Source organism: Mycolicibacterium aubagnense, assembly GCF_010730955.1.
Lineage (GTDB): Bacteria > Actinomycetota > Actinomycetes > Mycobacteriales > Mycobacteriaceae > Mycobacterium > Mycobacterium aubagnense.
In genome coordinates this window covers 2,120,948-2,133,525 of sequence record NZ_AP022577.1, presented here as the reverse complement: position 1 = coordinate 2,133,525, position 12,578 = coordinate 2,120,948, and the positions used below count along the sequence as shown (strand labels likewise).

Below are 12,578 nucleotides of genomic sequence, written 5' to 3'. Positions count from 1 at the left end.
AAGATTTACCCCGGTGCACAACACTCAACTTCGCGCCACGCCGCAAGAAACCATACGATTTTCTGGCCCTCATACCCTAAAAGGGTACATGTCCCCTTGGATATTTGCGCAGATCAACACGCATAAATGGCGAATATTTAGAATTTAACCCCAGATAAGGTTGTCATCCCGCGCTGAATCTCGCGTCGGCCCGACTGGTCGCCAAGTCCGCGGTGAACCCGGTAACCGTCGGCGCCGACGCGATCGCTGCCGCCCACCGCGGGCCGCTCGTCGGAATCCCGGGCGCCCCAGCCGAATTGGGCCGGCCGGTCGCGACGGCATCGTGGCAGGTGTGTGACAGCGGGCGGACGGTACTGCTCGCCGGTGCGGACGCCGACGGACGTGACCAGGTCCGGCCCGTCCTGGCGACGGCCGCAGGCGAACACCTGGCCGCCACGTATCTCGTGTACGAGGGCAGACGCGCCGAAGTCGACCTGCGTGACCTGGCGGTAGTCCGCGCGCTGCGCCTCGACGGCGTCGTGCCCCGGCAGGTATCGCGCTCATTTCTCGACCTCTTGCCGGAACTGCCCCCGATCACGGCTCCGGCGATCCCGGGCCTCGGTGGGAAAGGGCCGGGCGGTTTCGTCGTCGGCCAGGTATTGCGGGTGAGCCGGGCTGACGCGGCAGAGCATCACGTGGTCCTCACCAGCGGTCTGCAGCGCGTCGGCGACGTCGCGGCCGACGTCATCCGTTTCGCCCATGGTGCCGACGGCGGTGACCTCCGCACCGTGCCTCCGGCGGCCATCGCCGCCATTGCGGCCGTCCATGAGCTTGCGGTGTCGACCTTTCCGGAGCAGGCTCGTCCGCCGTTGCCGAGCGAGGTCCCGGTGTGTGCGCACTGGCGATCGGACGCCGGCCGGGTGGATACCGTTGTGGTGCAGGGTAAACCGGGGACAGGCGGGGTGCCGCTGGTGCAAGATGACGGCGACGGACCGAATATCGATGCCGTGGCCATACCGCCGGGACGCTACGCGTACGTGCATGCCACGGGAGTGCTGGGCGGGTCGGTCATGGGCCCGCGGTATCTGGTGTCGGACCGCGGCGTGCGATACGGCATCCACGATGCCGAGGCGGCGAAATATCTTGGCATGGAGGGGGAGCCGCTACCTGCGCCCTGGCCGATGCTGGCCCGGTTACCCGGTGGTCCCGAACTGAGTGTGGCCGCGGCCGAGGTGCTGCGGGACGGGCTGTCGCCGTAGGGGCCAGGCCGCGGGGTTTGCTCTGGCGGCCGGGCTCATCGAGCGTCTCCGCCCAGCCCTTGACGCGCTGGGTGACTATGAGATGGCCCGCGACAGCGACATTCGACCACCTAGCGCCGTGATCGCCGGCGACCGGTCACTGCAATGGCCGCCACCACGATGCAGACCGCGGTGCCGAGGAAGGCAATGCGCCGCGACGGGCGACGATCCGGACCCGCTACGGGCGTTGCCTGCGCGGCGGCGACCCGCGCGGGGGTGGGCGCCGGTCCGCCGCCGCTCACCGCGGCCAGCGGGTCGACCACCCCGTGTCCCACCTGCGCGTTCCAGCCGTCTGCCGGATGATGCGCGGTGTCCTCGATGCGGGTCATCACCTGCCGGGCAGACAGCTGTGGCAGCCGCGAACGGACCAGTGCGACAACACCACTGACGACGGGTGCGGCGTAGCTGGTCCCGGACAGCGGGCGCCCGTCCGGCCGGCTGTCGACCAATCCGTCTCCCTGTGCGCTCAGTGACACCACCGACTCGCCGGGCGCGGCGACGTCGACCCAGGGGCCGGCCAGGCTGAATGGTGATGGCGCCCCGCTCGGGCCGACGGAACCGACCGTGAGCACGTAGTCGTCGTACCAGGCGGGGCTGACCACGCTGTGCACGGTGTCCCAGTCCGGCGTTCCCGGCCGTGTGGGGTCGGATAGTGGATTCTGTTGTGCGCATTCGCCGCTGGCGTTGCCGGCCGCGGCGACGACCACGACATTACGCACATCGACCGCGTATGCCAGGGCGGCACCCAACGACCGGTCGTCGAGCGGATCAGCGGCGGGCATGCAGGCGACGGACGAGATGTTGATGACAGTGGCGCCCGCGTCGGCGGCCGCACGGACCGCACGGGCGAGCGTCTCGACATCGCCGACACCCGATATCTCGTGGTCGTCAGAGAGCCGGAATTTGTTGCTGGACTGACGAATCGCGAGGATGGTGGCTTCGGGGGCCATGCCACGGAAGGCGCTGGGCGTGGTGCCCGCGGCGGCTGCGCCGATCAGACCGGCGATCGCCGTGCCGTGGCCGTCGCAGTCCTGCGTACCGTCACCCGACGAGACGTAGTCACCGCCGGCGACCAGACGCGGCAGTAGTCGGTGCCGCCCCACGCCGGTATCGATCACTGCCACCGTCTGCCCGGTGCCGCGGGAAAGTGGCCACACCGCAGCAATATCGAGCATGTCGAGCTGGTGTGCGGGACGGTCGTCGGCCGGCTTCGCCGTCGAGCACCGGTCTGACTGTTCGGTTCTGCCGGGCGGCTTGGGTGCCGCGGGGGCGGGAAGTTGCCCACGATCAATGGGCTTGGGAGCGACGGCGTGGGCGTACGGCGCTGCCGCCGTCATCACCATCGTCAACGTGACGGCCACGGCCTGAACGGTTCTCATCCTCCGCGCACCAGGCTGAAGATGTCTGCGGCCCACAGCGCACACGGCGGCACCGCGACCAGCGCCGCCCATTCGAGGTACCTGAGGCGCTGGGCTGCCGGGGCGCTCACGTGCCCGATCCGCTGGATACCCACCACGATCACCACGACGCCACCGCCGAGCCAGGCTGTCCAGGCCGGAAACACCATGGCGGTGACGGCCAAAGCCCCAGTGGTGCACACCATTCCTGCGACCAGGATGCTCCACCGGCGGAGCGGAAGCCGATACGACAGGGCTCGCAGCGCAATTGCTGCGGCCACCACCCAGCTGAACACCAACGTCGCGGTACTGGGCCGGTGGCCGGCGGCCAGCGCCACCACGGCCGCGCCGACTGCCGCGGCTGCCGCCGCACCCATCGCCATCGCCGTGAGCACTCGATGTGCCAACTCGATCCGCCGTGCATCGCCGTCGACGACGTGCGCCGACTGCGGCGTGAGTCCCGCGATGGTGACAGCGCACCGCGGGGCCGCCGACAGCACCACCAAGGCCACCACGGTCGCGGCGACCGCGGCACGGGTCGGCGGTAGCGACCAGATGCTCGCCACCGCCGACGCCACAATGATCGGCACCGAGAACGCCGCGGCCGCAATGGATATGCCGTGCGTGCCGAGTCGCAGCAGCACGAGGGCCACCGCGAACACCGTCGCTGATGCGAGTAGGACGTGAGGGGCGTCCGGGCCACCCGGTACGGCCGAGAACCCGGCCGCGAACGCGAGTATGACGGCGGCCCCCGGCCATTGTGCACCGCCGGACCGCCACGACACCGTCAGTGCGGCCAGCGTGCCCCCACAACTGATGGCCGCTGCCGTGGTGTGGTCGCCGCGTGCGGCGGACCAGATCAGGATCATGGCCGCGACGGTCACCGCGCACAGTCCGAGCGCCGGACCGACGAGATGACGGGTCGGGTCGGCAGGGAACTCGCCGGCAGCCATCGTCGCCGTGTGCGTGCGCAGCACGCCAAGTTCCGGGATGGTCCCGCGCAGCAACTGCAGCACGTCACCGTCGTGAACGCCGTTTTGCCGCAGCGACAATGACCCGTCGATCGGACCACCGCTCGCTCGATCCAGGCGCCAACTCACGCCGTGCGGCGCGTGCGGATGAGCCAGCGCCACGATGTCGGGCAGCAGCGAGTCCACGGCGGTACCCGCCGGCAAGATCAGATCGGCGATCTCGCCGTCGGCCCCTACTGAAAGCCGACAGACAGATTCGGACATCGCACCCCCCGGATCGATATGCCCGCTCCTACGCTAACGGCACCGCGGCCCCCATCCCGACACGAAAATCGATGGAACCGAACGCTGTCCGGGTACGTCAGATAGTTCGATGGAATTCACCAGAGTCGAGCGATCTCCGGCAGCCCCACCGGCTGAGGGAGACATCGCGGTCCGTGCGGCACCACCGGTGCCGCGATTGGCGGCCGGCAACGTCGCCACCCGCGTCGCGCCGGTACTGATGCTGTTGGCGATGGCGGGGATGCTGGTGTTCTACTTCCGTTCCGGTTCGGTGACGGGCCGGAACCCGATGTTCCTGCTCTTCCCGGCCATGATGGTGCTGTCGCTGGTCGGCAGCACCGTCCTCGGGTCGCACGGTGTGCGCCGAGCGGGGGAGATCGACGCCGACCGCCGGGAATACCTGGTGTACCTCGACGCGATCGGTGAGTGCGCGGGCCGAACCGCGGCCGAACAGCACCGCTGGCTGCATCAGAACCATCCGCCGCCGGACGCGCTGTGGACCCTCGCCGGCACCGAGCGGATGTGGCAACGGCGTTGGCGCGACGACGATTTCACCGAGGTTCGCGTGGGGCTCGGCGAGCGTCCGCTGTGCACCCCGCTGGTCCCGTCGCCGGCCGCCGGTGACGGTGCGACCGACCCGCTGACGACCTCGGCGCTCGACCGGTTGCTGCGGACCGCCGCCAGTGTGCCCGAGGTTCCCGTGACCGTCGTCGTGAATCAGTTTCGGCGCATTGGCCTCGGCGGCGACGATCCCCGAGGAGTGGTCCGCGCCATGGTGTGTCAGCTTGCGTCGTGGCATGGACCTGATGAGGTGAAGATCGCGGCGGTCACCGGATCGACGGCGTGGGACTGGCTGAAATGGCTACCGCACCATTACCGTTCGGGTGCCATCGGCGGTCCGCCGCTGCGCTTCGCCGAGGTCGGGTCGGTGTCCGCCATCGCCGGATGCCATCTGGTCGTGCTCACGGACGCCGTGGCCGTGGCTGGGTTCGAGGACACGGCCGGGGTGACGCTGCTGGTGGTCGGTCAGCCGGGTTCGGCGTCGGCCCTGCCGCCGGGCTCGGTCGCCGATACCCTCACCGCCACCCAAGCGCAGACGTGCGCGCGGAGGCTGGCGCGCTATCGCCCGGCCGGCAGTACGGACGTGGCACGGCGACAACGGGATTGGGTGCCCCGGTGGCCGGACCGGCCGGGGCGATATCGCTTGCGCGTGCCGATCGGCACCGATGACACCGGCGCGCCGGTCGAACTGGACCTCAAAGAACCGGCCGAGCACGGCATGGGGCCGCACGGCTTGTGCATCGGTGCAACGGGCTCCGGAAAATCGGAGTTCTTGCGCACTCTGACGTTGGGTCTGATCAGCGCACACTCGCCGGACGAGCTGAACTTGATCCTCGTCGACTTCAAAGGTGGCGCAACATTTCTCGGCTTCGAAAGCGCCAATCACGTCGCCGCCGTCATCACCAATCTGGCGCAAGAAGCTCATCTGGTCGCCCGGATGCACGACGCCCTCGCCGGCGAGCTAACCCGTCGCCAAGGGCTGTTGCGGGCGGCCGGGAACTTTTCGGGTATCGGCGATTACCGCCGGGCCCGCGCGGCCGGTGCCGACCTGCCACCGCTGCCCGCCCTGTTCATTGTGGTCGACGAGTTCTCCGAACTGCTGAGCCAGCACCCGGATTTCGCGGAGCTGTTCGTCGCCATCGGGCGCCTCGGCCGGTCGCTGGGGATTCATCTGCTCCTGGCCAGCCAGCGACTGGACGAAGGCCGCCTACGCGGATTGGACACGCACCTGTCCTACCGGGTGTGCCTCAAGACCTTCTCGGCGGCAGAGTCCCGGGCGGTCATCGGGGTCACCGACGCTCATGAGTTGCCGGGAACCCCGGGCGCCGGATTGCTGCGGACCCCAGACGGAAAGTTGGTGCGATTTCACACCGAATACGTCTCGGGACCCGCTCCGACGAGCGGGCGCGATGATCCGGTGCCGAGCCGGTTCACCGTCGGTGTCCCGGCGGCGCTGCCGGAGCAGCCGGCCGGTCCGACCCTCATGGACACCACCTTGCGCCGGCTGGCCGGTCTCGGCGCGAAAGCCCATCCGGTCTGGCTGCCGCCCCTGGCCGGTTCACCCGCATTGTCCGAGTTGCTGGTGGCCCGTTCGGACACCGGTCCGCTGCGGTCACCGATCGGGTTGGTGGACAACCCCTTCCAACAGCGCCGCGACCAGCTGGTCGTCGACCTCAACGGTTCCGGTGGGCATGTGGCTGTCGTCGGCGGCCCGCGCTCAGGAAAGTCGGTGGCACTGCAGACGTTGTTGCTCGGTCTGACCGCATCAACACCACGGCTCAGCGTCTACGGCCTGGATCTGGGTGACGGAGCTCTGACAGCGTTGCGACGGCATCCGTCCGTCGGCACTGTCGCCGGCCGGAACGAACCGGAATTGGTGCGGCGCATCGTGTCTCAACTGCTGGCCCTGTGCCGCCGCCGCCAGGACTTCCGGCAGCAGCACGGACCGCAGGTGCCCTTTCCGGACGACTACGGCGAGGTCGTGCTGGCGGTCGACGGCTGGGCTGTGTTGCGCCGCGAGTTCGACGCACTCGAGGACACCATCACCGCGATGGTGGCGCAAGGGCTGTCGGTCGGTGTCCACGTGGTGCTCACCGCCAATCGGTGGGCTGAGCTACGGCCCATGCTGAAAGACCACATCGGCACCCGGATCGAGTTGAGGCTCGGTGACCCGACGGAGTCCGAGATGGACCGTCGCCGTGCCCAATTGCTTACCACGTGCCCGCCCGGCCGTGGCCTCACCAAGGATGGCAAGGAGTTCGTGGTCGCGCTGCCGCAGCTCGATCGGTTCGCGACACTTTCCTCGCCACCCGCGCCCATGATCCAACTGCTGCCGCAGCACGTGGATTACGCCGAACTGGTCTCGACGGCCGATGCGGAACCACCGCCGCGGTACGTCATCGGTGTTTCGGAGGAGGAACTTCAACCGTTCGCACTGGATCTCGGCCGTGATCCGTATCTTGTCGTGTTCGGCGATGCGGGTAGTGGGAAGACGTCCGTGCTGCGGACCTTGTGCCGCGCGATCATCGGGCAGACCGATCCCCATCGGGCTCGCTTGCTGATCGTCGACTTCCGACGGACGTCGCTGGGTGTGGTGCAGGAGGCCCATCTGTGCGGCTATGCGATGTCGGCCGTCACCACCGCGGCGGAACTCACCGAGGCACTGTCGCTGCTCACCTCCCGGCTGCCGGGGCCCGGCGTCACACAACAGCAACTCCGCGACCGGTCCTGGTGGTCTGGCCCCGACATCCACGTCATCGTCGATGATTACGACCTCGTCGCGGGTGCCGCGGGAAATCCGTTGCACCCGTTGCTCGATCTGCTGCCACACGCAGCGGATATCGGGCTGCACCTGGTGGTCGCGCGCCGCTCCGGCGGTGCGGCGCGCGCGATGTTCGACCCGCTGCTGTCTCGTATGCGGGACCTCGGTGCCGTGGGCATCGTCATGAGCACCAGTCCCGAAGAAGGGCCGCTACTCGGCACCGCGCGGCCGATGACGTTGCCGCCCGGCCGGGCCATCGTGGTGCGCCGCGGTCAGCCCGATCAGCTGGTCCAGATCGGCTGGACCGACCCGCCATGACGGCTGTGGTGGTCGGCCCGGCGACCATCAGCGGTCCGGGAAGCGTTGACGCCGAGCTGGTTTCGTGCGCGCTGGAGTGCATCGACGAGCAGCTGGGTCTACTCGAAACGACAGTCATGCCCGCCGAACGCATCTGGCGCGATGTGATGAGCGCGGCCATCGGTGCCGCACCAGCGGTCACGGTGGTGTGCCCGACATGGTGGTCAGCGACGAGGGTCAACCGCGTGCGATCCGCCGCGCAAGCCGGCGGGTCGTACGTCGCCATCGAGCGTAGGACCGACGCACTGCGGGCGGCCGCCCGCGAACCCGATTGCGCGGTGGTCGAACTGGGGGAGGACCTGGTGACGATCTCCCGGCCGGGAGCGGCCTCGTCCGTCGTGCGAAGAACCGGCGGCGCCATCGCGGAAGCCGTCGTTGCCCGAGTCGCGGCGCACGCGCATGTGGTGATCGACGCGCCGGTCGGGGTGTCCGGCGCCGAGCACCTGGCCGCCGAAATCCGAGCGCTGCTGCAGGATCACGGTGTCACCGCACGTGTTCTTGATTGCGACGACCTGCGCGACCATGAGATACCGACACCAGCCGCGCCCCGATCAGCACGCGGTCGCATCGCGATTGGCGCCGCGGCGGTCGTTGCGGTCGTCGGTGCGGTGGGAGCGGGCCTGTCCAGCCGTGACGGTCCCGCCGCGACGGCCACCACCAACACCGCCACCACCGCCACCACCACCACGGATCCGGACCTCACGTGGCTCGTGGAGGGCCGCGTCGCGATGCAGATCCCGGCACGCTGGACAGTAGAGCGGACGCTCACGGGCGCGGGATCAGCTCGGCTGCAGATAGTTTCACCCGACGACCGCGGCCAGATCATCCACCTCACCCAATCGGCGGGTCCGCGCGAGCAGTCGCTGGACGTGGCGGCGCGGTCGCTGCGGGAGGCGGCGGCGAGATTGCCTGCCGGCGTCATCGTCGATTTCGAGGACTCCGGTACCAGTGCCGGTCGCGCGGCCATCCGGTACCGCGAGGTGCGGGGCGAACGGATCGTCGAGTGGTCGGTACTGCTCGACGGCCCCGTGCGCATCGCCGTCGGATGCCAGGGCGCCTCGGCCCGACCGATCTGTGAGACCGCGATCCGTTCCGCACACCGAACCGATTGAAAAAACTTGGGCGGCAATGGAACCGAACGCCCGCCGGGAACGTCTATACAGTCAAACCCAATGGAGAGGAAATCATGACAGCTCCGGAAAGTGGCACTCTCACTACGGATTTCGACCTGATGACGGGCATCGCGGGGAAGGTGGAGGTCCGCAACGAGGAGATCCGGGCCATGCTCGGCAACTTCATCGGCCAGATGACGGCCATCCCGCCGACGGTGTGGGGTGGCGTCGCGGCAACCCGATTCCAGGACGTGGTCAACCGGTGGAACGGCGAGTCGATGAAACTGCATGCCTCGCTTCAGCGCATCGCCGAGACCATCCGGTCCAATGCCGCAGTACTGAGCCAGGCTGCCGACGCCCACGCCCAGCGCATCGGCGCCACCGGCCACACGATCTGACGGGACCAGGCATATGCAATCGGCACTGTCCTACCACTTCGGCGAGATCGAATTCACCGTCCGCCAACAAATCCATGCCACGTCGGCGCGGATGAACACGTCATTGGAAGAACTCCGGCACCTGGTCGCGCCACTGCAGCAGTCGTGGACGCGCGAGGCGGCCGAGGCGTTCCAGGCCGAGCAGGCCAGATGGAACCAGTCGGCGGCCGCCCTCAACGAGATCCTGCACAGCCTCGGCAACGCGGTCCGCGACGGTGCCGACGACGTCGCGGCGACCGACCGTCGCGCCGCCGGCGACTGGGTTTTCTAGCCCACCGAAAGCCCTGTGTGGTCCTGCCCCTGGAGGAGAGCCGGGGGCGGGACCACACAGTCATCGTCGCGGTCCAGGACCCAACTTGTGTCCTGGAACACCCAGGTCGACTACCCTGGCGGCGACGCAGGTGTGTATCCGACCTGCGAGGAGTGTGAGTGTCGTGGGAACCAGCCGCACCGAGGGGTCGCCGGCCGGCTTCACGCTGCGCGCGGTACACCAGCGGTTCGTCACCGGTGAAATCGACGCGCAGCACCTCGATCCGTCGGCGGTCCGGCCCATCATCGCCGACAGCTGGCGCCGGAGCCTGGCCACCGGGGTGGACCCGGACCTCGGCGGTGCCCAGTACACGCCCGTCGTGCCGAAGACCCTGGACCAGCTCCGTGCCGAACAACCGATCGCGGCCGCGTTGCCGGTGATCCGCAAGCTGCTGGTCGAAGATGCCAGGGACAGCGGCGTCATGGTGGCGGTGGCCGCGGCCGACGGGACCCTGCTGTGGGTGGAGGGCGACAAGACGGCCCTCGGCAAGGGCGAGGCCATGAACTTCGTGCCGGGCGCCAACTGGAGCGAGCACAGCGCCGGCACCAACGCCCCGGGCACCGCGCTGGCCCTGGACCGCGAACTGCAGATCCACGGCTCGGAGCATTTCGCCCGCCTGGTGCAGCCGTGGACCTGCACGGCGGTGCCGGTGCACGATCCGACGACAGGCGAGCTCATCGGCTGCGTCGACCTGACCGGCGGCAGTCAGATCGCCTCCGCGCAGACCCTGAGCCTGGTGCGCGCCACGGTGATGGCGATCGAGAATCATCTGGCCCTGCAACGGCTGCTGCAACCGGCCTCCGTCGCGGCGGCGGAGCCGCGCCTGACGGTGCTGGGCGGCGACCGTCCGCGCTGGGTCGCCACCGGCGACGACGGGCAACCCCACCAACACACGCTCAGCGGGCGGCATGCCGACATCCTGGTCCTGCTGAGCCGCCATCCCGAGGGCCTGAGCGCCGACCATCTCGCAATGTTGTTGGACGACAACGACCTCGACGCGGTGACCATCCGGGTCGAGATGTCCCGGCTGCGTCGGGTCATCGGTGCGCAGTATCTGGCGTCGCGCCCGTACCGGCTGCTCACCTCCATCGAGAGCGATGTCGCCGACGTCTTCGCCGCGTTGCACCGCGGTGACGTCGACACCGCCCTGTCCCACTACTCGGGTGCGCTGCTGCCGCAGTCGGTGTCGCCGGCCATCGCCCGGTTGCGCACCGAGCTGGGGGAGAGTCTGCGCACCGCGGTGCTGTCGGCGTCCGCGGCGGGACAGGTCGGTCTTTTGCGCCGGTGGCTGGCGCTGCCCGACGGCCGCGACGACCGGCACGGCTGGCAGTTGCTGCGCAACCACCCGTCGGCCGACGCCGTGGTGCGGGCGCAGGCCGTCGGACACCTGGCGGGACTCGACGCCGACCTCGGCTGATCGGGTCCCGGCTCCGCCGCATCGAATGATGCAACTGTGTTGCAACCCACTTTTGCGTACCGTGAGTGACCAGCAGCACATTTGTGTTTGACCCACTGCGAGGAGTGAACCCATGACTGTTTACGCGCGTCCCGGTGCCGAGGGTTCGGTGATGACCTACCCGGCCCGCTACGACAACTTCATCGGCGGCGAATGGGTGGCACCGGCTGCCGGACGCTACTTCGAGAACCGTACCCCGGTGACGGGTGAGGTGTTCATCGAGATTGCCCGCTCGGACGAATCCGACATCGAGAAGGCGCTGGATGCCGCACACGCCGCCGCCCCCGCCTGGGGCAAGACCGCGCCGGCCGCGCGGGCCCGGGTGCTCAACCTGATCGCCGACCGCATGGAGCAGAACCTCGAGGCCATCGCCGTCGCCGAGTCCTGGGACAACGGCAAGCCGGTCCGCGAGACCCTGAACGCCGACATCCCGCTGGCCGTCGACCACTTCCGCTACTTCGCGGGCGTGCTGCGCGCCCAGGAGGGCTCGATCTCCGAGATCGACGACGACACCGTCGCCTACCACTTCCACGAGCCCCTCGGCGTCGTCGGCCAGATCATTCCGTGGAACTTTCCGATCCTGATGGCCGTCTGGAAGCTGGCCCCTGCGCTGGCCGCGGGCAACGCCATCGTGCTCAAGCCCGCCGAGCAGACCCCGGCCTCGATCATGTTCCTGTTCTCGCTCATCGGAGACCTGCTGCCGCCGGGTGTGGTCAACGTGGTCAACGGTTTTGGTGTCGAGGCCGGCAAGCCGCTGGCGTCGAGCAACCGCATCGCGAAGATCGCCTTCACCGGTGAGACCACCACGGGCCGGCTGATCATGCAGTACGCCAGCCAGAACCTGATCCCGGTCACCCTGGAGCTGGGCGGCAAGAGCCCGAACATCTTCTTCAACGACGTCATGGCCGCCGAGGACGACTTCCAGGACAAGGCGCTCGAAGGCTTCACGATGTTCGCGCTGAACCAGGGTGAGGTCTGCACCTGCCCGTCGCGCAGCCTGATCCAGGCCGACATCTTCGACGAGTTCCTGGCGCTGGCCGCCATCCGCACCAAGGCCGTCCGCCAGGGCGACCCGCTGGACACCGAGACCATGATCGGTGCGCAGGCCTCCAACGACCAGCTGGAGAAGATCCTGTCCTACATCGAGATCGGAAAATCCGAAGGCGCGCAACTGATCACCGGTGGCGAGCGGGCCGAGCTCGGCGGCGACCTCAACGGCGGCTACTACGTGACGCCGACGGTCTTCTCCGGCAATAACGGCATGCGGATCTTCCAGGAGGAGATCTTCGGACCGGTGCTGTCGGTGACCTCGTTCAAGGACTACGACGACGCCATCTCCATCGCCAACAACACCCTGTACGGCCTGGGTGCCGGAGTCTGGTCGCGCAACGGCAACGTCGCCTACCGGGCGGGCCGGGACATCAAGGCCGGCCGCGTGTGGACCAATTGCTACCACATGTACCCCGCGCACGCCGCGTTCGGCGGCTACAAGCAGTCCGGCATCGGCCGGGAGAACCACAAGATGATGCTGGACCACTACCAGCAGACGAAGAACCTGCTCGTCTCGTACTCGACGAAGGCCCAGGGCTTCTTCTGATGAGCGCTCGCGCCAGGAAACGAAGCGCGTAGCTCCCACGAACCGCGAGCGCCCGCGTAA

General features: G+C 68.6%; 9 protein-coding genes. 7 read left to right on the top strand and 2 right to left on the bottom strand.

From position 1 onward, the window contains the following. The first annotated feature begins 173 nt into the window (after positions 1–173). Entirely contained in the window at positions 174–1,238 is a 1,065-nt protein-coding gene (gene eccB / locus G6N59_RS10475) for a type VII secretion protein EccB (RefSeq protein WP_138232130.1), read from the top strand. A 110-nt stretch (positions 1,239–1,348) separates the two neighbouring features. On the opposite strand, the gene mycP is transcribed toward eccB, so the two are convergent. Continuing rightward, the gene (mycP, locus tag G6N59_RS10470; RefSeq protein WP_138232129.1) at positions 1,349–2,656 is read right to left on the bottom strand and encodes a type VII secretion-associated serine protease mycosin; all 1,308 of its coding nucleotides are present in this window, start codon (positions 2,654–2,656) and stop codon (positions 1,349–1,351) included. Continuing rightward, positions 2,653–3,909 (bottom strand): type VII secretion integral membrane protein EccD, encoded by a 1,257-nt coding sequence (gene eccD / locus G6N59_RS10465; protein ID WP_138232128.1) that lies wholly within the window; start codon positions 3,907–3,909, stop codon positions 2,653–2,655. The genes mycP and eccD overlap by 4 nt, the downstream gene beginning before the upstream one ends. A gap of 109 nt (positions 3,910–4,018) precedes the next feature. On the opposite strand from eccD, the gene eccCb reads away from it, so the two are divergent. The 6 genes from eccCb (at position 4,019) to adh (ending at position 12,518) form a co-directional block, all read left to right on the top strand. Further along, positions 4,019–7,567: a type VII secretion protein EccCb gene (gene eccCb / locus G6N59_RS10460; RefSeq protein WP_163911214.1), complete on the top strand. Its 3,549-nt coding sequence runs from the start codon at positions 4,019–4,021 to the stop codon at positions 7,565–7,567. Beyond that, complete coding sequence (locus tag G6N59_RS10455; RefSeq protein ID WP_138232127.1) at positions 7,564–8,718, top strand: type VII secretion-associated protein; 1,155 nt, start codon at positions 7,564–7,566, stop codon at positions 8,716–8,718. The genes eccCb and G6N59_RS10455 overlap by 4 nt, the downstream gene beginning before the upstream one ends. A gap of 74 nt (positions 8,719–8,792) precedes the next feature. Continuing rightward, positions 8,793–9,116 (top strand): WXG100 family type VII secretion target, encoded by a 324-nt coding sequence (locus G6N59_RS10450; RefSeq protein WP_138232126.1) that lies wholly within the window; start codon positions 8,793–8,795, stop codon positions 9,114–9,116. A 13-nt stretch (positions 9,117–9,129) separates the two neighbouring features. Beyond that, entirely contained in the window at positions 9,130–9,426 is a 297-nt protein-coding gene (locus G6N59_RS10445) for a WXG100 family type VII secretion target (protein ID WP_138232125.1), read from the top strand. A gap of 163 nt (positions 9,427–9,589) precedes the next feature. Beyond that, positions 9,590–10,882 (top strand): GAF domain-containing protein, encoded by a 1,293-nt coding sequence (locus G6N59_RS10440; RefSeq protein WP_138232124.1) that lies wholly within the window; start codon positions 9,590–9,592, stop codon positions 10,880–10,882. 112 nt (positions 10,883–10,994) lie between these two features. Beyond that, a complete protein-coding gene (gene adh, locus G6N59_RS10435; protein WP_138232123.1) occupies positions 10,995–12,518 on the top strand; it encodes an aldehyde dehydrogenase in 1,524 nt (507 codons plus the stop codon). Positions 12,519–12,578 lie beyond the last annotated feature (60 nt).